The sequence below is a fragment of the Sporosarcina sp. P3 genome, assembly GCF_002743415.1.
Lineage (GTDB): Bacteria > Bacillota > Bacilli > Bacillales_A > Planococcaceae > Sporosarcina > Sporosarcina ureae_A.
Window position 1 is genome coordinate 189621 of record NZ_PDZE01000001.1, and the last position, 25642, is coordinate 215262.

Consider the following 25642-nt stretch of genomic DNA (forward strand, 5'->3'; position numbering starts at 1 on the left):
CCCCCAAAATTTAACTGGATATCTCGAATTAGCAATAAGTTGATTGGTACTAGTTATATACATTTCACAAGGAGTGAATATACATGAAAAAAACAACTGGAATCCACCATATTACAGCGATTGTCGGTCATCCTCAAGAAAATGTTGATTTTTACGCAGGCGTTTTAGGGTTACGTTTAGTGAAAAAAACGGTGAACTTTGATGACCCAGGTACGTACCATTTATATTTTGGCAATGAAGGTGGCAAGCCGGGTTCAATTATCACATTCTTCCCATGGGCGAATGCCCATCAAGGGAAAATAGGAGATGGCCAAGTAGGCGTAACTTCTTATGTGGTTCCTACTGGTGCGCTACAGTTTTGGGAGCAAAGATTAGATACATTTAACGTAGCTGTCACGAAGACTGAACGTTTTGGTGAGCACTACTTACAGTTCAATGACCCTCATGGTCTTCAACTCGAAATAGTGGAGCGAGCAGAAGGTGAACTAAACGCGTGGACGTTTGGAGGCGTGACACCTGAAGTAGCGATTAAAGGATTCGGTGGCGCCACTTTATATTCTTCACAGCCAACTAAAACAGCTGAATTATTGGAAAAAGTCATGGGACTTGAACTCATTGAAAAAGAGGGAGACTATATCCGTTTCCGTTCATCCGCGGACATTGGAAATATAGTGGATCTCAAAGCCACTTCAGCCGGGACAGGTCAAATGGGCGTCGGAACCGTTCACCATATAGCGTGGAGAGCGATAGATGACCAGGACCAAGTGGAATGGCAAGAGCATGTTGCAGAAAGTGGGTACGGTGTGACGGCTGTTAAAGATAGAAACTACTTCAATGCGATTTACTTTAGAGAGCACGGAGAGATTTTATTCGAAATCGCGACTGATCCTCCTGGCTTTGCTCACGATGAGTCGGCAGAGACGATGGGACAAGAATTGAAATTACCAGCACAATATGAGCAACATCGAGAAGACTTAGAGCGCAGGTTAATTCCTATTACTGTACGTGAATTACAATAAATTACTGTGTCTAAGGCTCGATGTAACCACTAAAAAGAAGCTAGTGAACGGTGTGTAGATGTTCGTCCAGTTTTGTAAAGACGGCATGTCCCACCTGATCTAGCTTCTTTTTGTGAGTATTTTTAAAAAAATTTTTAAAAAGGTGTATCCTTATTCAGAAAGCTCTCTATATAGCTAGTGAAGAGGCAAATAGCTGTCGCTTACAACTAGTTAGTAGGGGGAAACCAATATGCAAATTATCCACGAATCATTTTTAAAAATTCATCCACACACAGCAGCAAAGATCGGACTTAATGAATCGATATTCTTACAACAAATCCACGAGCTGTCTTTTGGGCCACATGATACAGGAGAAGGAACGCAGTGGGTGAGTAGGTCGTATAAAGAGTGGCATGAAGTGATGCGTTTCTGGTCAATGGCTACAGTGATCCGAGCCATACGAAAACTGGAGAAATCCGGCTATATTTATTCGAAGCGACAGAACTTCGGCGAAAAGATGTATCTTATAGATTACGAAGTGTGTAAGTCAAACGCGATCCATTTGCTACAACCAGCGTGCGAAGAAGTATTGAACATCGACTAATGGGTGATATAGGAGAGTGGAAGCCTAGTGCTACCGCTCTTTTTTTGTGTGAATTTTAATTTGAAAAAATAATTTGAAAAAGAGTATCCTTATGCAAAAAGCCTTCTATATAGTAAGTGAAGTGCTATCACTTACATACTTTTTAGGAGGAATTCCATATGAAATTATTAATCAATGAACAACCGTTACAATTACTCCCATCACTTGTACATGTAGTCGGGTTAAATGAAGCGTTGTTTCTGCAACAACTACATTTCCGCTCACTCATTTCCAAAAATAAACGCGACGGTCATCTATGGGTGTATAAAACGGTTGATCAATGGCTAGCGGAGTTTTCATTCTTGTCACGTATGACGATCAAACGCACGATCTATAATTTGGAAAAACAAGGTTATCTCATTTCGACTTCCGAATACAACAAGATGAAAATTGACAAGACGAAATGGTATCGAATCGATTACACTAAACTACCGGTTCAGTCTATTCAAGATGATGCATCCGTGGAAGAGACGATCCCGACAAAAAGCGAACTAGAAACAGATCATGCGACGTCTCAAACAGAAACATCACTGAAACAAAAAGAAGAGAATGCGACGTTTCCATCTGATACAACGGACGTTTCACTTCGAAACGCTGTGTCGTACCAAAGTGAAACGAAGGACTGTACCGATATGGTACGGCCTATAACCAAAGAACGTAAAGAACTTAGAAGAACAAAGAATAAAGACCTTGTCGAGAAGCCTCTCGACGTTACGCATTTCGTCATTGCTTATTTGAATGAGAAAACCGGTAAGCAATTTAAAGCTACATCTGCAGCAACTAAAAAATTTATTCAAGCGAGAGTGAAAGAAGGTTATACACAACAGGATTTTATACAGGTCATTGATCTCAAAGTGTCGAAGTGGAATCACCATCCCGAGTACCGAGCGTACTTACGCCCGTCGACGTTATTCAATCCGACGAACTTTGAAAACTATTTGAATGAACAACCGGCAATCCCTGTACAAACTGTGCAAAGGCCTGTGCCTCACTCACCAGTATTGGATTTTAGTAAAGGAGAAGATTTAGGCTAGGAAGCGTACGTAAAGGCGAAAGTATATCTTTGAAAAAAATACTTGTTTTTGAACTCGAAAGATTGACACGTCGCGTATAAAAAAGCATGATAGGAGTAAATGAACGGTATCCACAGTATCGAATTCACGCGATCAACGAAAGAGGTTTTGAGATGGAAGAACAGAAATACGAATACTTGGCAGATAATCCGAATAGTAACGTATTGCCCATTATGTTGGCTCTCATCATCGGTGCATTTTTTGCCATTTTAAATGAAACATTATTGAACATCGCACTTGTTACACTGATGGATCAATTTTCGATCACATTACCAACGGTGCAATGGATGGCGACAGGCTTCATGCTCGTCATGGCGGTTGTCATTCCCATCTCGGCTTTACTCATCCAATGGTTCACGACGAGGCAGCTATTCCTTGGTACGATGACCGTATTCACGATTGGAACGATTGTCGCGGCGAGCGCACCTACGTTTCCGATTCTATTAACCGGTCGACTCATTCAGGCTGTCGGAACAGGGTTACTGATGCCGATCATCTTCAACGTCTTCCTACTTATTTATCCGCCGCATAGACGCGGTAAGATTATGGGCATCATCGGACTCGTTATTATGTTCGCGCCAGCGATTGGTCCGACATTATCAGGCGTGATCGTGGAATATCTCGGATGGCGCTATTTATTCATCCTCGTCATTCCGTTCGCATTATTTTCGATCGGATTTGGATATAAATACTTGATCAATATTACAGAAGTAACTAAACCGAAAATTGATTACCTATCATTAGTGTTTTCATCAATTGGTTTCGGATCACTCGTTTACGGTTTCAGCTCAGTCGGTGAAAGTGCAGATGGATTTGCGAATCCACGCGTCTTGCTGTTGATAGGTGTCGGCGTAATCGGCATCGTACTTTTCGCTAGTAGACAATTGAAGTTGAAAGAGCCAGTCATGGATATGCGCGTATTTCGTTACCCGATGTTCACACACGCGGTATTCTTGTTCCTGATCATTATTATGGCAATGTTCGCTTCAGAAATCATCTTGCCTATCTATATGCAAGGACCACTTGCACTTAGCGCAGCGACGGCAGGTTTGATCCTTCTACCAGGCAGTATTTTAAATGGTATCATGTCACCATTCATGGGGTCGTTATTCGATAAATTCGGACCGCGAGTGCTGATGATCCCAGCCACGATCGTGCTGAGTGGGACGATGTTCATGATGAGCCGATTGACGCTCGACACACCGGTTTGGGTGGTGGTCGCAAGTTATATCTTGCTGATGCTCAGTGTATCTGCGATTATGATGCCGGCAGAGACCAATGGACTGAATCAATTACCTAAGCGGTTATATCCGCACGGCACGGCCGTTATGTCGACGCTGCAACCTGTGGCTGGAGCTATTGGCGTGTCGGTGTTCATTAGTATTATGAATGCGAGACAACTGCACTTCTTAAAGAAATCTACGACGCCTGAAGACGCATTAACTGCTGATTTGGCTCTCGTTGCAGGAGTGGAACTGGTGTACTTTATCGCGTTTGCTATGTCGCTTGTGGCGGTTGTACTGTCGTTTATTGTGTACCGTGCGACACCGCGAGAAGATGTGGAAGGAAGTAAGTAAATGAAAAATCCACAATCCTTTAAATGGATTGTGGATTTTTTTATGTAATTGTATTAGGAAACTATGTGAGAAACGTAATAAGCTCAACAGGTTGACTTTCAAATCCGATACTATTAATATGAATTAGTAAACCAACTAAATTAATAGGAAAAGGATGTTATATAATGACGACTATAAGAGTACAGCCCGTCAACGACGTAAAAGGTCCTGTTGAACGAGATGATCTTCTATTAAATCCACCGCAAAAACTCCTCATTGCGGGTGGGGTACTTGTGGCAGTCGTAGTATTCGCTTATGTACTAGCTACTCAGCATATTTCACAATCGCTGCTTCTTGGTATTGGGTTGTTACTTGGCTTCACGCTATTCCATGCACGCTTTGGCTTTACGTCCGCATTTCGACGTATGGCGTCAGTCGGAAATGGCCAAGCGATGCGATCACATATGTTAATGCTGGCAATAGCGGTGACGTTATTCGCACCGATTTTAGCGTATGGCACGACATTTTTTGGTGGCCCGGTCGCTGGCTATGTTTCACCTATAGGCGTTAGCCTCATCGTAGGTGCCTTTATTTTTGGAATTGGCATGCAGCTTGGTGGTGGTTGTGCATCCGGTACATTGTACGCTATAGGTGGCGGACGCACGGTGATGTTCGTCACACTGGCGTTCTTTATAGTCGGTGCGACGGTTGGCGCGTACCACTTACCATTCTGGACCGAAGAAATGCCTGCATTCGCTCCGGTATCATTGGCTACGTCTACTGGTTTAGGTTATGGTGGCGCTTGGCTCGTGTCGATTGCGCTATTTGGATTCATTGCCTGGATGACTTTGATAATCGAGAAAAAGAAAAAAGCACCCAAAATGGCGGCACTTCCTACTGAGAGAGGATGGAAACGAATTTTCCGTGGATCTTGGCCTTTATTTGCAGCTGCCATTGCATTAGCGGTTCTGAACGCATTAACTCTCATGACGCGCGGTACGCCGTGGGGCATTACATCTGCCTTTGCGTTATGGGGTTCCAAGATAGCTTCTGTACTCGGTTTTGATGTAGCGAGCTGGGGGTATTGGCAAGGGGCCAACGCATCTGCACTAGAAGCATCCATTTTTGCTGATTCCACAACGGTATTGAACCTTGGGGTTATAATTGGAGCATTCGTCGCTTCAGCAGCTGGCGGTTTATTCAAGTTCACACGCGTTACAGTTGGCAATTTCGCGGCTTCTGTCATTGGGGGATTGATGATGGGCTACGGCGCACGCCTTGCATTCGGCTGTAATATCGGCGCTTACTTCGGCGGCATCGCTTCATTTAGTTTGCACGGATATATTTGGGGGATTTTAGCCATGGCCGGGACATTTTTAGCTCTATATCTCCGACCGTTATTTGGCCTAACGGTTCCGAAATCGAATGATTCTGTATGCTGACGAAATAAGTAGATAAATATGTTAAAAGCACCGGATCCACAAAGCGTTTTTGTGGATTCGGTGCTTTTCATCTGTATGTCTCATAACAACATCCGCAAATACTTCTCAAAGTTCACTCCTGCTTCTACTGGCGTATCATACAAATCGGTATCCTTTATAGCAGCCATCAAAAACTTCTCTGCCAATGTAATCGCTTGTTCTGTTGACATACCACGCATTCTGCCACCCATAAGTACCGATGCGAATAAATCTCCGGTGCCCGAATAGCTTTTGCCGTTGTATGGTACGAAGCTATAATGAGTATCCGTCTGGCTAATAGACATATTTCCGACGACGCCTTGACGTCCAGGTGGATTGATGCCTGTGATGACAATTTCTGCGCTAGTTTTCTGCTGAAGTTGTTGGCCAACTTCTTGCACGGCCTTCAAATAATCCCGTTCGTCAGGAAACCGTAAGAGCTCATCATATGAATAGCCAGTCAATAAGCAACACTCCGTCATGTTCGGCGTAATAACATCTGCCCGCGCGACTAGAATTTTCATTTGTTCTAAAAGCTCTTCGTCAAAATTATCATACGCTCTTCCATTATCACCCAGCACGGGATCCACGAGCAAAACCGTCTGATCACGATAAAAGTTTTCGAGAAACGTGAGGATATGGTGAATTTGCTCTTTGCCAGTGATATAGCCGGTATGAATGCCGTCAAACGACATATCAAGATTCTTCCACTCTTCCGTGTAGAGCGACATAACATTCGTAAGATCATGACAATAATAGCTCGGGTATTCTGTTTGTGCAGATAAAACCGCAGTAGGCAGTGGACACGCCTGCACGCCCATCACCGAAAGCACTGGCATGGCGGCAGTGAGTGAACATTTACCGAATGAAGATAAATCTTGAATAATGGCAACTTTTTTCATATGAAATCCTCCGTCAATCGCTATGTATTATACGTATCATAGCATAAATGATCTAAAAAAAACTGTAATAAAAACCAACTTGCAGAGCCCACTCTAGCCACATGTAACGGCAAGTAGTATTCGAATAGAGGAGCTTAAATCGCCATGATGGGTGTCTTTCTAATGTATGGACCCAGGTATGTTTGCATGTGAAATGGGAATGCTGAAAACCTAGGAAGGTGAATAAGATGAATTCTAGTTGTTCAGAAAGTTGGTCGGAAGATCCGACACCAAAAAGTCAGCAAGCTTGCCAAGCGTGTGGGCTATATAACCAAGGCTCTCGTATGATTTGGGGAGAAGGAAATCCGCAGGCTCCGATTATGATCGTTCTTGATAATCCCGGCGCGCTAGAAGATCGTGAAGGGAATCCGATGGTTTGCGGAACGCGCCAAACTTTGAGACAGACCTTATCGACTGTTGGTTTAGAGGAAGAGTTGCTATACGTAACGTATATTCTGAAAAGACGGCCCCTTCGGAAATATGACAAAGAGAAAGTGCGATCCGTTTGCATTCACCATCTAGAAGCTCAATTGCAACAGCAACAACCTTCTCTTGTTGTCTGTTTAGGCAATGTGGCAGTTCAATCATTTTTTCGAAATCCTGAAGTGGATGTCAAAGGATTGCGTGGGGAATGGCATGAAGTAAGGGGCTTTCAAACTTCAGTTGCGTATCACCCGCTTGCGGTAAGACGTCGTCCGAATCTAGCTACTATGTTTGAGCAAGATTTATCGTTGGTGGCGAAGGCATATCTTGAGTTGAAAAAAGTATAATGTTTTTCTAATCGAGAGCTACTCCATCCATGTAGAAATTGAAAACGTAATTAAAAAATGGTTAGTAGGCTGGTACGAGATCACCACGGTGTGTCACTCGTGCCGGTTAATTTCTGTTTGATCAATTTTTTATACAAATATTAAATATAATACAATATCTTCCACTTTAAAACTTCATTTTACTGTCGAAAATCCAAAGACTATTCTATTAAGTGATTACGTAATTTTATTGTACAACTAGCTAAGACTATATGAATATAAAATTCAGCATTCACTTTTCTATAGATTCATGATTTAATAGAAGATAACTAAAAAATAAGAAAAAGGGGAGTGTTATTAGATTGTCAAAAGACATCCAATTATTATAGTATGTATAAGTTTGAAGTTCAGCTTGTAACGAAAACTACGAAAGGATGAGAGGCTATAATAAAAGAATTAATTGTTTAGTGCTATATTTATTGTAAGCGCTTTCTCTGGAAGTGGCGTGAATTAATTATTTGATATAAATCTATATATTATGAAAATATTAATATTACTGAATTTATTGGTTTTCTCACAGATAAATAGGGTACTATTAATATGCACGAAAAATTGGCTATATAGCTAACTTAAAAAGGGAGATGAAGAGAATGAAGAAATTTAAAATGATGATCTGGTTACTAGCTGCATCTGTACTAGTACTTGCCGCTTGTGGAAATGATGAAGAAAAAACATCTGAAAGCACTGCTGAAGATCAAGGCTATAATTTAGTTAATGAAGGAAAATTCACGTTTGCTGCAAGTGGAGTGTACAAACCGTTTAGTTTTGAAGAAGATGGTAAACTTACAGGCTTTGATGTAGAAATCGGCAATGCGCTTGCTGAGAAAATGGGTCTGGAAGCGAACCCTGTGACGAATCCATTTGAAACGATTTTACAAGGTCTTGTTGGAAATAAATTCGACGCAATTATTGGTTCGATGGCGTATACGAAAGAACGTGCAGAGCAAGCGGATTTCACCGAGCCTTACTATTATTCAGGTGGCATGATTTTTGTTGCAAAGGATAATAACGACATTACATCTCCGGAAGACTTAGATGGAAAGAAAATTGGCGTAGTAGCCCAGTCTACATATGAAGAGCCAGCTAAAGAATTGTCAGATGATATCCAATATTACAGCAGCGACGTAGTAGCCTTAAAAGATTTAACTGTTAAAGGTCGTTTGGACGCCGTCATCACAGCAGACATCGTAGGTTATGAAGCGATCGACAATGGATTTGAAATCAAAGAGATTGATAAGCCAATGTGGGTAGAACAACCTTCAATCGCGGTAAACAAAGAAAATCCAGAATTAACAAAAGCGATTGACGAAGCATTACAAGAAATGATTGAGGATGGGACATATGAGGAAATTTCGGATAAGTGGTTCGGTCGCAATTTACTAGATATTGATTTAGAAGGTGTCGAGTTATTGGAGTAAGTACAATTTCCGCCTATTTCTCAGAAAGTTGGTGTGCCGGTGCCTGAATTCTTATTAACATTTTATGACGTATTCAAAAATACGTACAAAGGATTTTTACAAGCAGGTCTATTAACCATTGAAATTACAGCAATTGCAGTAGTCATTGGAACGGTCTTAGGTGTCATGTTCGCACTGATGAAGATTTCAAACTCCAAAATACTGCAAACGATCGCGAATGTGTATATTACGCTAATTCGAGGAACACCGTTAATTGTTCAAATTATGTTTCTATACTTCGGGATCACATCGATCATTGTATTGGATAACTTTTGGGCGGGGGCTATTGCTTTAGGTGTTCACAACGGTGCGTATATTGCAGAAATTTTCCGTGGATCTATCCAAGGAATTGACAAAGGGCAACGAGAAGCAAGTCTTGCACTGGGGATGAATCGATCATTGACGATGAGACGAATTGTCTTCCCGCAAGCTTTACGACGGGCAATTCCACCGCTCGGAAACCAATTTATCATCACATTAAAAGATTCATCTTTAGTCTATGTAATTGGTGTATCTGAAATGTTTGGTGTGGCAAACCGTGTAGCTGCTTCTAACTTTAAACAATTTGAAACATTTCTCGTAGTAGGTCTTTATTATCTCATTCTCGTTCTGATCTTTAGCGCTCTATTAAAATGGTATGAGAACAAATTGGATGTAGATAAATAATGGGGGCAGATACAATGATTAAGGTAGAAAATGTTCATAAGTCATTTGGTGAGTTGAAGGTGCTCAAAGGTATTGATATGGAAGTACATCGTGGGGAAGTGGTAGTTCTCATAGGGGTTAGTGGTTCGGGAAAGAGTACCTTTTTACGCTGTTTAAACTTTTTGGAATTGACGAATGAAGGCGTTATTACAATTGACGGAAAGCAAGTGAATCAGAAGAAAGACAACTTAGCTAAGATCCGTGCGGAAGTAGGGATGGTGTTTCAACACTTCAATTTGTTTCCGCATAAAACGGTAGTAGAAAATGTCATGGAAGCGCCTCTGATGGTCAAGAAAATGGACAAAGCACAAGTAAAGAAGATGGCACTCGAAATATTAAAAAAGGTCGGTCTATCCGAAAAAGCAGCAGTCTATCCTAATAAGTTATCTGGTGGTCAAAAACAACGTGTTGCGATCGCTCGAGCACTTGCGATGGAACCCAAGGTATTGCTATTCGACGAACCCACTTCTGCTTTAGACCCCGAACTGGTTGGAGAAGTGTTGCAGGTGATGCAAAACTTGGCCGAGGAAGGGATGACGATGGTCGTCGTTACACACGAAATGAAGTTCGCAAAAAACGTTGCAGACCGAGTGATTATGCTAGATGAAGGAGTCATTATCGCAGATTCTGATCCGGAGACGTTCTTCAATCACTCAACAAATGAACGAACACTGCAATTTTTAGAAATGGTGGACGTATAAGATGGGTCAAGGCTCTATTTCGAAATGTACAAAAGGTACTAGATTCCCGAACAGTTTCCTGTTCAGGATTCCGGTACCTTTTTCGTTTTTCGTATAAATAAGGAGTTTTTAAGGAGTTATTCTATATGCGTTTTATTGGATGAGTAAAGGGCAACATAAAAGTAAAGACGTATATATAGATACCTATTTTTAGAGACATAACATGATGAAACGGAAAGGAGACATACACTGTATGAAAAGTTATGGGAGATTTTTAGCTATGATCGCAACGTCTACTGTCGTGATGTTTGGACTCATGTACGTAAACACCTACGCATTCGATCACGTGTTTTTTAGTGAAACCCGCCTATATATGGCCTTGTTGATGGGAGCTGTGATGGCGATCATCATGATGGGGTATATGTGGAAAATGTATGAAAGTAAAAAGATGAATGTCGGGATCATGGGGGCGAGCGTCATGATATTTGCTTTATCCTTATTTTTGATTCGAAGCCAGACAACAGTAGATGACACTTCCTGGATGAAAGCAATGATTCCCCATCATTCCATTGCCATTTTGACTAGCGAACGAGCAAATATTTCTGACCCGCGCGTTAAAGATTTAGCAGATGGAATTATTGAAACGCAAAGAAAAGAAATTAAAGAAATGAAAGAGTTGATTGAGGATTTGAAGAAGAAAGACGAGAAGTAGGAAACAAAGCGCAAGGAGTGTACCGATTTTCTTAAAGTTTTAGAAAATCGGTACTTTTTATTTCGCGAAATTTCTAAAGTATTTACTGAGAGAGTTGGCATCTCCCGAACAAAGTTTGTATTTATGAAATTTCCCAGGAAACGTTGAAGCTTTCGACATATATACAAACGTCATTTTCGGATGACTTAGCGTAGCGGTCAAACAGATTTCCACCCGAAGTATAAGTGATTAACTTCCAATGATTCTGGCCATACTGTCGGTAGAAATGGAAAGCACGTTGTCGAGGAGGAATACAGTGGAAAAGAAACAACATAAACAGCAGGATAGTCAAATGGAAGAACGAGAAATACTTACGACACGCCAAGGGCATCCTGTACAGGACAATCAAAACATTAGGACGATTGGCGACCGTGGCCCTGCTACGCTTGAGAATTATCATTTTATCGAAAAAATCTCTCATTTTGACCGTGAGGAAGTACCTGAACGAATTGCCCATGCAAGAGGCTCGGGTGCGTTTGGTTACTTTGAAACGTATGGGAAAGTTGGGAATGAGCCAGTCGAAAAGTACACCCGTGCCAAAGTGTTTTCCGGTGCTGGAAAAAGAACGCCTCTCGTCGCGCGTTTCTCTACCGTAGCTGGTGCTAAAGATTCGCCTGAAACGGCACGAGATCCACGAGGCTTTGCGGTGAAGATGTATACAGAAGATGGTAACTGGGACTTGGTAGGAAACAATTTGAAAATATTTTTCATTCGGGATGCGATGAAATTTCCTGACATGATTCATGCATTTAAAGCCGATCCAGCTTCCAATATATCGCATCCACAGCGCATGTTTGATTTTGTGTCTCGATCGCCAGAATCTATTCATATGATCACATTTTTGTTTTCACCATGGGGTATTCCTGCAACGTATCGTCATATGCAAGGCTCAGGTGTCAATACGTACAAGTGGGTCAATGACAAAGGTGATGCGGTTCTAATCAAGTATCATTGGGAGCCGAAGCAAGGAATCCGTAACTTAACTCAGCAAGATGCTGACGCGATCCAGGCGAAAAACGTTGCACATGCTACGCAAGATTTATCTGAAGCGATCGAACGTAAAGAATATCCTGAATGGGAACTGTTCGTGCAAATTATGGAAGATGGATACCACCCCGAACTTGATTTTGATCCGCTCGATAATACCAAGCTTTGGCCGGAGGAACAGTATCCATGGCTACCAGTAGGGAAGATGGTATTAGATCGCAACCCCGAAGATTTTCATATGGACATTGAACAAGCCGCTTTCGGGACCGGCGTACTGGTAGACGGAATGGATTTTTCCGACGACAAAATGCTTCAAGGCCGCACATTTTCGTATTCGGATACACAACGTCATCGGATCGGCACGAATTATCTCCAGTTACCTGTAAATGCACCGAAAAAAGCGGTCCGGACCAACCAGCAACGGGGTCAAATGGACCAACGTGATCCTCGCGAGTCAGGAGAAAACCCACATATAAACTATGAACCATCCATGCTCGGTGGATTTAAGGAAGCAACAGGAGAAAGCCGCCCTCCGCACAGACCTACGTACAACGCAGCAACACTGAGTGCACCAATTGACCGACCCAATAATTATGGGCAAGCCGGCGAGACTTTCCGCCAGTTTGAAGAGTGGGAACGAGAAGAATTAATCAAAAACCTCTCTGATGCGTTAGCAGTGTGTGATGTACGTATTCAAGAAGCGATGATCGAACACTTCACGCAAGCGGATTATGAATACGGGCGTCTTGTACAAGAAGGTATTGAACGGAAAATGAAGGAACTAGAAGGAGTGGCAGCAGAAGCTGACATCCCGGGTCGTGAGGCGGGACCATCAAAGTTTGGACAAGGTACACCTGATTCTAAAAAGGCAGTGAAAGAAGCAGTGGACAAAGGTCGTGAAGCAGATCCATATTAAGGAAAAAGTACAGCGCTTTTTATCCAAATCGATAGGTGTTGTGAATAAAGAGTGACTAGCATCTGTATAAGACACTTATGTGATTGTGTAAGCAAACACATAGAGTTCTTATACAGGTGTTTTTTATTTCAAACATGTTGAAGAAGGCTCTAGACTTCCTATTTATGACCTACTCTCACCAGTTTTCCTTTCAGTACCGTTTATATGAATAAAATATAGGGAATGAGAAATGTGGGAGGGGAAGAAATTGCCGAAACTAACGAGTAATCATCAAGAATATGAAGTCAAGCTGGGGAAGCATATCATTTTCTTCAATAAAAATTACCGTTATATTTTCATCATTAACGAATTAGTATTAGGAGTTATATTTATAGTCGGTAGTGTGTTCTTCTTTTTTGAAAGCTTAAAGACTGCTGGGATCATTCTATTTGTTGTAGGGAGTGCGCAGCTCTTTATTCGGCCCATATTGAAAATACTTCATGCGACTACACTGAGGAAAATTAACCAAGCGAATCAGAGGTATGAAATGATGGATTAACAGACTAAGCTGTAATGGGGTGCTGAGGCTTTGAACCATTCAAACCAAAGTCCATGCACTTCGTAGTAGATGACTAACGGGATTCATTTAGGCATAGTATAGAAGATCATTTGTTGTAGAAGACGAATGAGTAGAGTGAAGGAGGAATCTATATGAATAATGGACAAGCTCAACCGAACGAGAAAGCTGGGGGAAAAGAGTATATAGAAACACCTATTAAAACGATTTTCAATAAGTTTGCCAACCAAAAAGACGTATCCCTCATATACGGAGACCCAATTGAACTTGGAGTGCAAAAAGTAGTGCCTGTGGCGAAAGTTAAATATGCAGTAGGTGGGGGTGGTGACGGGAGTGGAGGAGAAGGTGGAGGCGGCGCTTTTACGATTCAACCTATTGGCGTATATGTCATCACACCAGACAAAGTGAAGTTTGAGTCTCCTTTGGACGTGAAGAAACTAACCGCGTTGACTGTCGTGGTGGGTGGAGTTCTAGGATTATGGGCGCTTTACAACGGAAAATGAATCCAATCTGGAAAATCGAATTGCACATGTGCGAAAATCAGCTTTGTAAAAGCGTGTCCTGTAGGTAACTACCTAACCTAGAAGACACGCTTTTTTATATGGATAGAGGGACGGTTTCGATTGGATCTATTTACTTGTCCACGCTCGATTTAATCTAGCGCTTTTTCACTTTTCTTTTTTCAATCGGAACGTCTGGCATTGGGGCGGGGTTGTATGGTTCTACATATAGACCCGAGTAGGATTTATACCATTTGAAAATATGCTCGACAATTACCTTGATGACAGCATAAGCAGGAATTCCTAGTATAACCCCTGGCACACCGAATAATTTCCCAGCCGTCAGCAACACAATAATAATCGTCACGGGGTGTATTTTCAAATTACTACCTAAAATCAATGGTTGGATCAATCTGCCTTCAAGTGCTTGTTCAACGGCAAACACAATAATCACTTTCACCAACATGAAAGGTGAAGAGGCTAACGCAATGATGACGATCGGAATAATGGCTAGGAACGATCCTAAATAAGGAACTAAGTTTAGTACCCCTGCTACTATCGCAAGTAGAACGGCATACTCAAGTCCAACAATCGCGAGACCAATCCAAAACATCAATCCTACGAAAAACGCTACTAATAATTGCCCGCGGATATATTGACTAATTTGCGTATTCATTTCTTTCAATACTCTATACGTATTGGCACGCATCTTGGTCGGCAACAACTTCATCATATGATACGGCAAATCACGCCCATCTTTTAATAAAAAGAATAAAAGAATCGGCATAGTGAGCAATGCGATAATGACATTGGTCACCGTTCCGAGCACACTACCGATTCCAGAGAAAGCAGAATCCATAAAGCCCTTCGTTTGTTCGGTAATCGAGTCTATAATACTTTGGTCGATATCGTCCAACTTTCCTTGCAATTGAGAAAACAGATTACTACTTAATAGGCTATCAAATTGTTCTAGTAATTGAGTCCAATAGTCGGGCCAGTTTTGAATGAGGCTTGAAGCTTGCTCGCGTATAATCGGAATTAGAATGATCACGCCCCACACGACTAATCCACTGATGACTACGAAAACGAATGCGATCCCCAAAACCCGTTTGACCTTCTTTCTTTCCAGTATATCGATCAATGGATTTAGTAGATAAAATAAAATCCCGGCCATAATGATAGGTAATGCGACTACACTGAGAAACTCTTTTATAAAATGGAACATATGCATAACTTTCGAAAAAACTAGGAAGTTCAATAAAATTAATAACGAAATCAATAATATAGCGACTACTTTATTATCCAAAAACCAGTTTCGGAACCAAGTAGTCATTGTTCGTATTTTATCATTTTCCATGTTTCGCACCTCTTCTCGTGAAATAATCTGGACCTACATCCAATTTACGATTCACCAGAAATTCGTTTGCTAGTATCTACATCTTGACCCGCCACACGCTTTTCAAACGTCTTCCGCCAGCTTGGGGACAACTCTTCAACTTCTAGCAGACGACGAACTGCTCCTAAATCTTGCTTGTCATGATGCATTAGCCGATTCGCTTCCGCTACTGAAATAGCAAGTGCTTGGCGTGTTAACGGAATTAACTGATCCGTTGGCGAAACCAACCCTTCTTGCAACACACGGAAATAAAAGCCCGTAAAGCCTGTATCCTGTACAAGAAGCGGCATATCTTTCCGTTCATAGACAAGCGCTAACTTAAAACAAGGCTGGCGAGGCTGACTCACTTGAACAATCGCTTCACCCAGCTGAAAGGAGTCTCCAATACAAACATCTTCTTCAGTCATCCCTGTTAGAGTAAGGTTCTCACCGAACGCACTGTACGGAAGCGTTCTTTCCAATACGCGTTCCCAATGAGAATAATGTTCATACGGATACACACAAACCGCTTTATGAACACCGCCGTGATGAACGAGATCTCCTTGACCATCCCCAGTAAAGTTGACAGAGGATAAAAAAATCGCTTGCTGCACCCGCTCTTTGAAAAAGCCCGTCGTCACAGATTTCTTTCCGAAATCCCTATCTTTAGGTTTCCCTACATTTAATGAAAGAATTTCAACCTTGTTCATGGAATCAACCTCCAGTAGAATCAATATATTACTTGGGTATAAGTGTATCACTATCATGAGAACTTGGTAAATTCCAACCTTTTAGGAAAACATCAAGAATTCAATTTTACCTAAAAAAAACCTATCAAAATCGAATTTCTGTAATTCCATTCCTCATACTTACGACATTACTTTCTTTACACGTTTCTTTTTTCATATCGACGATTACCATTATGTATCTAAATACCATTCTCAAACGAACCGGCCGGAATGCAATTAAAGAAGTAACCTTTGTAAAACCAGAAATTGGTGCAGAATAGGAAGGCGACAAGCTATCGTGTCTGGATATCAATATGATATGGTCAATCGCAGTGTGTATTATTGGGCTAGATTATACAGTGAGCAAAACAAAAAAGGAATGGCATTTCATTGAAATCTTCCGGCTTTTCCTACTTGGTATTCTTCACTCAACTTCTAGCTACCAACGCACACTTTCAATGTCGTACTTGTCATGATGCATCAGCTGATTCACTTCTACTACTAAGGTAGCCGGTACTTGGCGTGTTAAGGGAACTAGTGTATCTGTCGGAGAAACCATACTTTCTTTCAGCAACCAAAAGTAAGAACTTGTAAAATCTGTATTCCGTACAAGAAGCGATATATATTTTATTCATAAAAAACCCAGGCTAACGAGATTTATTATTGCTCCCGTAGTCTATTTGGTGTTTTAGTAGACAAGACTTGCGGATGTACTTCATTTTAATGCTTCGAAATCATTGGAAGCTAGGCTTAAAAGTTATGGAATTTATTCAGTGAAATAGATATTTATTGTCCATAGGTGAAGTATGACGATTATAAATTCACTTGGATAGGCTTATTTTTTCTGTGATTTAGTATGAATCAATTCAATAGTCAGATTCTTGTGATAATTCTTTGATTTGATAATGAAAGAAAGCTATACTTTGTTTTGTATAAAATTTTTGGAGGTGTTGGGATTTGAAATTATTTAAGATTTTGATATTCGGAGTTTTATTAGTTTCGTTGTTGTTTCCACAAAACATCGGGTTTGCAAACGAGAAAGAGAGGGCAGGTGAGGTGGAAATTATTCGTGATGAATATGGTGTACCCCATATTTATGCACAGAATAAACTCGATTTATATGAAGCTTATGGTTATGTGATGGCAAAAGATCGACTTTTTCAGTTAGAGATGTTTAGACGGGCAAATGAGGGAACAGCTTCAGAAATATTAGGAGAAAAATTTATAACGCGAGATGAACAATCTAGAAGAGATGCATCAAATGATGAGGAAATTGGAGACATGTTAGATCGCCTCAGCAAAAACGATAAAGAGCTAATTAATAAATTTGCGGAAGGTATGAGTCTTTATGTAGAAGAAGCATTAAAAGATCCTGATAACAAAATCACAAAGGAATTTCATGACTACGGCTTCTTGCCACAAAAATGGGATGCGACAGATATTATTCGAGTTTATATGGCGACGCTTTCATTCTTTATGGATAGTCATCAAGAATTGACAAACGCTGAAATATTAAAAAGTCTTGAAAGTGAATATGGAAAGGAACAAGCTGCAAAAATGTTTGACGACCTAGTTTGGTTGGATGATCCAGAAGCGCCTATTACGGTCGAAAGTAATGATGGTAAGGACGGAAAGACATCTTCGAACGCTGAACAGCATCTTTCCCTTGCAGTAGTTGATTCAGCAAAACAAGTTAGAGAAGATCGAGAAAATTTTATATCTCTAACTGAAGAACTTGGTTTACCATTGAAAATTGGAAGCAATACAGTTGTCGTAGGTCCGGACAAGTCGAAAACAGGAAATGCGTTACTGTTTAGTGGTCCACAAGTTGGATTTATCGCTCCAGGATATTTATACGAAGTTGGTTTACATTCACCCGAGATTAATATAGAAGGATCAGGATTCATTGGCTTTCCCTTTATTATGTTTGGTTCCACCGATAAGTTTTCATTTAGTTCAACTGCTGGATACGGAAATATAGTTGATATCTTTGAAGAAAAATTACATCCAGACGATCCTACAAAATACTTCCATAACAACGAGTGGAAAAACATGGATAAGAGAACCGAGACGATTAAGGTTCGACAAGAGAACGGTGAAATGAGAGAAATTAAGAAAGATTTTTATAAAACTGTACATGGACCTGTGATTAGTTTGGATATAGAAAATAATATAGCTTACAGTAAAGCGTGGGCATTCCGCAATACAGAGGTAGAAAGCATGGCGGCATACATGAAAATGAACTGGGCTAAAAATATTGAAGATTTTAAACAAGCAGCAAGTGGTTTTTCGATGTCCATAAACTGGTATTACGCTGATACCGCTGGCGATATTGGATACATTCATCTAGGTAGAATTCCTGAAAGAAATAAAAAAATTGATCAAAGGTTACCTACGCCTGGAACTGGTGAATATGACTGGACTGGTTTCCAACCATTTGAAAAGAATCCTCAAATGATTAATCCATCAAGTGGTTATATCGCTAACTGGAATAATAAGCCGACAGCAGGCTGGTCTAATGGTGAAAATAACTTTGTATGGGGTAAGGATAATAGAGTCCAGCAATATATAAATGGTTTGGAGTCGAAGGACAAACTTACGCTTGAAGATATCAATGATATTAACTACGCCGCAAGTTTCGCACAACTTCGGAGTCATTATTTCAAGCCATTATTAATCAAGACATTGGAATCACATTCAAGAAATAATAAAGATTACACGTATTTAATTGAGGAATTGAAAAAATGGAATAATCTAGAGGAAGATAAAGATAAAGATGGATACTACGACGCGGGCATTGCAACATTCTTTACAGAGTGGTGGAAGATTACGCACGAAAATTTGTTTGATGAAAAGCTTGGGGAAATGTGGGATCTTACAAAGCCGATTACCGATCAAAAAATGGGTGCAACTCTTGCCTATAAAGTTTTAAATAAGGAAGAGACAAATTATAACTGGATAACTGATGATGTTGAGCAACTAATGTTAGACGGTGTTGAAGAAGTATTACTGAAACTACAAAGTGAGAAAGGTATGGAAGTGGAGAAGTGGCGTTCTCCAATTAGAACCATGACTTTTGGTTCCACATCATTAATTGGTGTGCCGCATAGTTATGGATCGGATAGACCCATTATAGAAATGAACCGTGGTAGTGAGAATCACTATCTTGAAATGAAACCAGAAGGTCCAGAAGGTTTTAATGTAACTCCGCCTGGACAAATCGGCTATATTCAAAAGGACGGTACGATAGATCAACATTATGAAGATCAGATTAGTTTATATGAAAACTGGGAGTTTAAGAAATTCTTATTTAATAAGAATGATATAGAGCAAGCTGCTGTGTCTTCTAAAACCTTAAAACTGAATACTAAGGAGAAAACGGTATCGTTCACTGATGTTTCGAAAGAACACTCCAATTATTCAGCGATTGAATATTTGTCAAATAAAAATATTTTTAAAGGATATAATAATAATGAATTCCGGCCTGAGAAACTAGTAACACGTTCACAGGCAGCTATTATCATTACACGTGCTTTAAACTTAAATCTTGAGGATGGTATTTCATTTGAAGATGTAGCCTCGACACAAAGTCCATACATTGAAGCCGTTAGAAAAGCGGGAATAATGAACGGCTACTCTGCTACTAGATTTGGTCCGAATGATCAATTGACTAGAGGTCAAATGGCGCTTATACTATCACGGGCGTTTAAATTAGAGAAGACTGCTAAGGTGGTCTTTTCGGATATAACAAAGGATAAGGATGAAGAGAAGTATGATGCGATCCAATCACTTGGTTCTCTAAATATCTCTTTAGGATATTTGGATGGAACATTTAGATCATCAAAACCTCTTACTCGTGGACAAGCCTCTGAACTACTGTTCAGGACCATGAAACTAAAGGGGAGTAACTAACCTCGCTATGTTCAAAAGACTTAATGGATGATTAGAGATTATTATTTCTGAAAATAATTAAATCAACTCAGTATTCTTCAAACTTAGATAAAGAACAGATTGTAGAAAAGACATATGTAGTGATTTGTTAGGTATATTCCTGGCAAATCACTATCTTTTTGACTGTATTGTTAATTCCATTAAATCAATTTGGATAATGAGCGTTTGTGTAAATAAAATCATCACTATTTCATTTACGATCAAGAACTTCTCTGGATCACAAGTCTAAAACGTTTTACAAATCCTCATATGAACATCATCTTCATAAAACCTCGCAAATCAAGAATTTAGACGCGCATCCATCCTAGCCGAAGAAGAAGGAGAAAACCGAACTGGATACACCTCACCTAATTCCTTCCGAACTTCAATCGTCAACAGTACACTCATTTCCCTTCATTAAATGTAGTCACACCCGTCACATAACCAACTAGCTTTTCCTGCCCTAAACACCTCCCCACTCGCACCCCTCATACAATCAATGCTATAATAAAATCATTCTATATAATCACTATCTGTGCAAAGATTGATGGAGGGAACCTTACATGAAAACCGAAGCAAAACTACAAAAAGAAGCGATGAAAGTCTTAAAAGAGACAAGCCGTACATTTTACATACCAATTAAATTACTTGAACCAAACGTTCGCGAAGCCGTTGCGTCTGCGTACTTGTGCATGCGGGCAATCGATGAAATCGAAGACCACGAACAACTGGACGTGACGATCGTTACCGACTTGCTGAACAAAGTAAGCGACATTCTCGACCATACGATCGCAACTGGCGAATCGATGGCGTCTGCACTAGACGAGTTATTCGCACCATACCGCGACCAGTTGCCTGAAGTGACGTTGCGTCTCGCTGACTGGGTAGAGTTCTGTCCGGAAACGGCACGTAATAAAGTACTCGAATCGACTGCGATCATGGGGCGTGGCATGGCGGAGTGGGCAGGTAAGGACTGGGTGATCGAGACGCGTGAAGATCTCGATGATTATACGTACTATGTCGCTGGACTAGTGGGCGTTATGCTTGCGGATATTTGGCGCTGGTATGATGGTACGGAGACGGATCGTGACCTAGCGATTGGTTTTGGTCGCGGGTTGCAGTCTGTGAATATTTTGCGTAACTACAAAGAAGACGCAGTGCGTGACGTGAACTTCTTCCCGAATGACTGGAAATTGCCGGAGATGTTCGCGTATGCGGAAGAGAATTTGGCACTCGCGGATGCATATATTGAAGACATCCATACGAAGACCATTCTAAACTTCTGCAACATTCCGTTGGCGCTTGCGCATAGTACACTTGATGCACTGAAAGAAGGACGCGAGAAAATGTCGCGGGTCGAAGTAGTATCGGTCGTGAACAAAGCGATTCTAAAATGATGTAGGGTTAATCGAGTGAATGGAGGATGGCGATGCTAGATTTACTGATCATTATGTTCGAACGGGTCGGAATGATTGTGGCAGTCGCTTTCCTTCTGACTCGTTTTCGATTTTTCCAAAATATGATCCATCAAGACGTATTGGATCGTCGGCAAGAGCTGACGGCGATACTCTTTTTTGGATTATTCGGGGTTTTTGGAACGTATTTCGGTGTGGCACTGGATATGCAGACGCTTCAATTTGAAAATATGTCGTGGCAACTCGCTAACGATGAGGCGATTGCAAACTCCCGTGTGATCGGAGTGGTCGTCGCAGGGTTGCTTGGTGGCTATCGACTCGGAATCGGTGCTGGACTCATCGCCGGGATTCACCGGATGTCTTTAGGTGGATTCACGGCTATTTCGTGTGGAATTGCTACGATTATTTCAGGTGTTCTGGCAGGTTACTTCTATAAGAAGGGCAAGCATATTAGCCCGCTTTTGGCCTTCACGATTGGAGCGGCTGCAGAAGCGTTACAGATGTTGCTCATTCTTCTCATTGCGAATCCATTTGAGAAAGCGTTTGCATTGGTTCAAACGATTGGCATGCCGATGATTTTAGCAAACGGTATGGGGACTGCATTATTTATGCTGATTGCGTATAACGTCATCAGTGATCAAGATAAAATGACGGCAATGCAAGCGCAGAAAACATTGCGCATCGCGGATCAAACGCTTGGCTATTTACGGACAGGTATGCGAAAAGATACCGCTTCGGCCGTGTGCGGTATTCTGATGAACGAGTTGCAGCCAGGTGCTGTCGCAATGACAGATAAAACGGATATACTGGCGTTTGTTAGCTCTAAAGGCACGATTATGCAAGGCCCGATTCAGACGGATTTAACGCGTCAAGTGATTCAGGAAGGTCGACTTATTGTGACGGATTCCTTCACGCATGAGCAGCCGGGTGTATCGTCTTCCGGAGCGACGGTCATAGCACCGCTTAAAACACGTGGCGAAACAATCGGGACATTGAAATTATTTTATCCTTCGCGTAAAGCGATTACCGATGTCACAATTGAATTAATTGCAGGACTGGCTGAATTACTCAGCAACCAACTGGAAATTGCCGAAGCGGATCATGCGCATCAACTGGCGAAGGAAGCGGAAATTCAGGCGTTGCAAGCGCAGATCAGTCCGCATTTTCTGTTCAATTCAATGAATATTATCATTTCATTGATACGGACAAATCCGGATGAAGCACGGAAATTGCTGTCGTCGTTGTCGTTCTTTTTACGTCAGAATCTTGAAGGTACGACGGCGAAAATGGTGACGTTACAGCAAGAGTTGGCGCACGTCGAAGCGTATTTGATGATTGAAGAAGCACGTTTCATTGATAAACTGAAGATTTGTATTGACGTCGATCCGAGCGTCCTGCAGGAGAAGATTCCGCCACTGACGTTGCAACCGATTGTTGAAAATGCGATTACGCACGGTATTAAAGAATTGGACGCAAATGCGATGGTCCATGTGTCAATACATGAAAGTAAAGACGCCATTCATATTGTAGTGGAAGACAACGGTGTCGGAATTGCTCCTGAGCGTCTCGCTACGCTTGGAAAAGATCAAGTCGAATCGGGAAAAGGTACAGGGCTCGGTTTGTATAATGTCAATCGACGTTTACTGATGACGTTTGATGAGAATTCAGGACTCGCAATAGAAAGTACACCGGGTAAAGGAACGAAGATTTCATTCTACATTCCGAAGTCGGAGGTGAACGGATATGACGGAAATGATTCGCGCATTGGTCGTGGATGATGAAAGGTATGCGCGCGAAGAAATGATTTATTTACTGGAGCAATTTGAACGAGTGAAGATTGTCGGAGAAGCGGATTCCGGGGAGTTAGCGATTGTCAAGGCGATGCAACTGCAGCCAGACGTAGTGTTTCTTGACATTGAAATGCCAAAAGTGGACGGCATGGAAGTAGCCAGGACACTTGGCTCGCTAAAGAAAGTGCCGCTGATCGTATTTGCGACTGCCTATCCGCAATTCGCGGTCGAAGCGTTTCGTGTTCATGCGATAGATTATTTACTGAAGCCGTACGATGAAGAACAATTGCAGCAGACAATTGCGCGTGTGGAACAATTGTTGTTACAGCCAAAAACCGATGCGTCACCGAAACGAATCGATCGATTGCCGGTCGAAATGGATGGTGAAATTTACTATATCCCGATTGGCGACATTCTCTATGTACACCGAGAAGAAAATTGGACGAAGATTGTTACGCCCACGCGCGATTATGAAACGCGCATGACATTGAAAGAACTCGAGAATAAATTGACCCATTCATCGTTCTTTCGCATCCATAAAAGTATACTCGTGAACCTCGTGCATGTCAGTAGTTTGACGCCTTGGTTCAATGGAGCGTATCAGTTAGAAGTCGATCAACGACCGGAGAAATTGTCAGTTAGCCGAAATTATGTAAAAGAATTACGCCAACGCCTCGAAGGATAAAAAATCTCGTAACATGTTAATCTCTCGGAGTGCATCTCACTTCGCGATTCTGACATGTTGCGAGATTTTGTCATGATTTGGACACCTTTCTATTATAGTTAATGTAAGCGTTATCACTTTGAGGGAGGTTTACAAGCAATGATTACATTTTTATTTTCTATCGTATTATTAATTGTTGGCTATTTTACGTATGGTAAGTACATTGTCAAAATGTTCGGCGTCAAGGAAGAACGTGCGACACCTGCGTATACGAGCGCAGATGGAGTTGACTATGTGCCGATGAGCACTAGCAAGAACTCGTTGATTCAATTACTAAATATCGCAGGTGTAGGCCCGATTTTCGGACCGATTATGGGTGCGTTATACGGACCCGTCGCATTTATCTGGATCGTTGTTGGCGCGATTTTCGCAGGCGCTGTACATGATTATTTGACTGGTATGATTTCCATCCGAAATCGCGGAGCACACTTGCCTGAACTGGCAGGAAAATTCCTCGGGAAATTTATGAAACATGTCGTCAACGCTTTTGCCCTTTTATTACTCGTTCTAGTCGGTACGGTATTCGTTTCGGCACCAGCAGGATTGCTGTACAACCTAATGAATGGTTGGATGGCTCTAGGAATCATTTTAGCACTTATTTTCCTTTATTATATTTTGGCCACACTATTACCGATCGATAAGATCATCGGTCGTTTCTACCCAATCTTCGGCGCATTACTTGTAATCAGTGCGGTCGGGATCGGTGGCATGATGGTCATCAAAGGTGTGCCAATTCCGGAATTGACATTTGCGAACTTACATCCAGATAATATTCCGATCTTCCCGTTATTATTCTTGACGATCTCGTGTGGCGCGCTATCTGGTTTCCATGCGACGCAGTCTCCGATTATTTCCCGGACAACGAAGAATGAAAGCCAAGGTCGCAAAATCTTCTACGGCATGATGATCGCAGAAGCCGTTATTGCGATGATTTGGGCAGCAGCTGGTATGGCGTTGTTCAACGGTGTGACGTTAAGTGAATTGCTTGCAGCTGGCGGACCGGCAGTGATTGTCAGCGAAGTATCCATCACGATGCTTGGTGCTGTCGGCGGAACACTTGCCGTGATTGGTGTCATTATCTTACCGATCACTTCAGGCGACACAGCATTCCGTAGTGCACGCATGATTATCGCGGACTACATCAAATACCCGCAAGCTAAAGTCATGAGCCGTCTAGTGATCGCGCTTCCGATGTTCGCTATCTCGATTGTATTGACACAAATAGATTTTAATATTCTGTGGCGCTACTTCTCTTGGGCGAATCAGTCCACAGCCGCCATCGCATTATTTGTCGGTGCGATGTATCTCTTCATTGCCGGTAAGAACTACTGGGTCGCACTTATACCCGGAACGTTCATGCTGATGGCGACGACGACGTATATATTAAACGCAGCCATTGGATTTGGCTTACCGATGAATGTCGCCTTAATTGGAGCGACTGTCATCTCGATCTTCCTAGTCGCCCTATTCTTCAACGCGGCAGTAAAAGCTCGAGCTGCACAGCTTCCATTAGAGGAAGATATTACGAACTGGGATTCTACAACAACGATTTAATACGATATAATGACCACCTGTTGAGCTTCGGTTCAGCAGGTTTTTTTATGTAGATTTATATAGGGATTCTAGTTGTGATACACTATTTCTATAG

At 41.5% G+C, this 25642-nt stretch carries 21 protein-coding genes; 18 read left to right on the forward strand and 3 right to left on the reverse strand.

What is annotated here, in order from left to right; translation table 11 throughout:
- The first annotated feature begins 83 nt into the window (after positions 1-83).
- The 5 genes from CSV61_RS00980 (at position 84) to CSV61_RS01000 (ending at position 5712) form a co-directional block, all read left to right on the forward strand.
- Positions 84-1019 (forward strand): ring-cleaving dioxygenase, encoded by a 936-nt coding sequence (locus tag CSV61_RS00980; protein ID WP_099637745.1) that lies wholly within the window; start codon positions 84-86, stop codon positions 1017-1019.
- 229 nt (positions 1020-1248) lie between these two features.
- Positions 1249-1602, forward strand: a complete 354-nt coding sequence (locus CSV61_RS00985) for a hypothetical protein (RefSeq protein ID WP_099637746.1) — start codon at positions 1249-1251, stop codon at positions 1600-1602.
- 158 nt (positions 1603-1760) lie between these two features.
- Positions 1761-2675, forward strand: a complete 915-nt coding sequence (locus CSV61_RS00990; protein WP_099637747.1) for a conserved phage C-terminal domain-containing protein — start codon at positions 1761-1763, stop codon at positions 2673-2675.
- 152 nt (positions 2676-2827) lie between these two features.
- Entirely contained in the window at positions 2828-4291 is a 1464-nt protein-coding gene (locus CSV61_RS00995; RefSeq protein WP_099637748.1) for an MDR family MFS transporter, read from the forward strand.
- A gap of 164 nt (positions 4292-4455) precedes the next feature.
- The gene (locus tag CSV61_RS01000) at positions 4456-5712 is read left to right on the forward strand and encodes a YeeE/YedE family protein (protein ID WP_099637749.1); all 1257 of its coding nucleotides are present in this window, start codon (positions 4456-4458) and stop codon (positions 5710-5712) included.
- Between the two features lie 80 nt (positions 5713-5792).
- Here CSV61_RS01000 and CSV61_RS01005 read toward each other — a convergent pair whose 3' ends face one another.
- Complete coding sequence (locus tag CSV61_RS01005; RefSeq protein WP_099637750.1) at positions 5793-6632, reverse strand: pyridoxamine kinase; 840 nt, start codon at positions 6630-6632, stop codon at positions 5793-5795.
- 227 nt (positions 6633-6859) lie between these two features.
- On the opposite strand from CSV61_RS01005, the gene CSV61_RS01010 reads away from it, so the two are divergent.
- The 8 genes from CSV61_RS01010 to CSV61_RS01045 all read left to right on the forward strand — a co-directional run bounded on the left by CSV61_RS01010 (position 6860) and on the right by CSV61_RS01045 (position 14035).
- Positions 6860-7441, forward strand: coding sequence for a uracil-DNA glycosylase (locus tag CSV61_RS01010; protein ID WP_099637751.1), 582 nt, complete (start codon positions 6860-6862; stop codon positions 7439-7441).
- A 620-nt stretch (positions 7442-8061) separates the two neighbouring features.
- Positions 8062-8898 (forward strand): transporter substrate-binding domain-containing protein, encoded by an 837-nt coding sequence (locus CSV61_RS01015; protein ID WP_369824258.1) that lies wholly within the window; start codon positions 8062-8064, stop codon positions 8896-8898.
- Positions 8899-8937: 39 nt separating this feature from the next.
- Positions 8938-9603, forward strand: coding sequence for an amino acid ABC transporter permease (locus CSV61_RS01020; protein ID WP_083030902.1), 666 nt, complete (start codon positions 8938-8940; stop codon positions 9601-9603).
- Positions 9604-9617: 14 nt separating this feature from the next.
- Positions 9618-10343: an amino acid ABC transporter ATP-binding protein gene (locus tag CSV61_RS01025; protein WP_099637925.1), complete on the forward strand. Its 726-nt coding sequence runs from the start codon at positions 9618-9620 to the stop codon at positions 10341-10343.
- Between the two features lie 232 nt (positions 10344-10575).
- Complete coding sequence (locus tag CSV61_RS01030; RefSeq protein WP_099637753.1) at positions 10576-11034, forward strand: DUF305 domain-containing protein; 459 nt, start codon at positions 10576-10578, stop codon at positions 11032-11034.
- Positions 11035-11365: 331 nt separating this feature from the next.
- Complete coding sequence (locus CSV61_RS01035) at positions 11366-12976, forward strand: catalase (protein ID WP_099637926.1); 1611 nt, start codon at positions 11366-11368, stop codon at positions 12974-12976.
- Between the two features lie 247 nt (positions 12977-13223).
- A complete protein-coding gene (locus tag CSV61_RS01040; protein WP_158233746.1) occupies positions 13224-13514 on the forward strand; it encodes a YrhK family protein in 291 nt (96 codons plus the stop codon).
- A gap of 152 nt (positions 13515-13666) precedes the next feature.
- The gene (locus CSV61_RS01045) at positions 13667-14035 is read left to right on the forward strand and encodes a hypothetical protein (protein ID WP_083030917.1); all 369 of its coding nucleotides are present in this window, start codon (positions 13667-13669) and stop codon (positions 14033-14035) included.
- A 154-nt stretch (positions 14036-14189) separates the two neighbouring features.
- On the opposite strand, the gene CSV61_RS01050 is transcribed toward CSV61_RS01045, so the two are convergent.
- Positions 14190-15389 carry an AI-2E family transporter gene (locus CSV61_RS01050; RefSeq protein WP_099637755.1) on the reverse strand — a complete coding sequence of 400 codons (1200 nt, stop codon included), beginning with the start codon at positions 15387-15389 and terminating at the stop codon, positions 14190-14192.
- Positions 15390-15433: 44 nt separating this feature from the next.
- The gene (locus CSV61_RS01055; protein WP_099637756.1) at positions 15434-16117 is read right to left on the reverse strand and encodes an MOSC domain-containing protein; all 684 of its coding nucleotides are present in this window, start codon (positions 16115-16117) and stop codon (positions 15434-15436) included.
- Positions 16118-17092: 975 nt separating this feature from the next.
- On the opposite strand from CSV61_RS01055, the gene CSV61_RS01060 reads away from it, so the two are divergent.
- The 5 genes from CSV61_RS01060 to CSV61_RS01080 all read left to right on the forward strand — a co-directional run bounded on the left by CSV61_RS01060 (position 17093) and on the right by CSV61_RS01080 (position 25548).
- Complete coding sequence (locus CSV61_RS01060) at positions 17093-20047, forward strand: penicillin acylase family protein (protein WP_099637757.1); 2955 nt, start codon at positions 17093-17095, stop codon at positions 20045-20047.
- A 581-nt stretch (positions 20048-20628) separates the two neighbouring features.
- Complete coding sequence (locus CSV61_RS01065; protein ID WP_083030941.1) at positions 20629-21462, forward strand: squalene/phytoene synthase family protein; 834 nt, start codon at positions 20629-20631, stop codon at positions 21460-21462.
- Positions 21463-21494: 32 nt separating this feature from the next.
- The gene (locus CSV61_RS01070; RefSeq protein ID WP_099637758.1) at positions 21495-23258 is read left to right on the forward strand and encodes a sensor histidine kinase; all 1764 of its coding nucleotides are present in this window, start codon (positions 21495-21497) and stop codon (positions 23256-23258) included.
- Complete coding sequence (locus tag CSV61_RS01075; protein WP_099637759.1) at positions 23224-23955, forward strand: LytR/AlgR family response regulator transcription factor; 732 nt, start codon at positions 23224-23226, stop codon at positions 23953-23955. Before CSV61_RS01070 ends, CSV61_RS01075 begins: the two co-directional genes overlap by 35 nt.
- A 138-nt stretch (positions 23956-24093) precedes the next feature.
- Positions 24094-25548, forward strand: coding sequence for a carbon starvation CstA family protein (locus tag CSV61_RS01080; protein WP_099637760.1), 1455 nt, complete (start codon positions 24094-24096; stop codon positions 25546-25548).
- Positions 25549-25642: the final 94 nt, after the last annotated feature.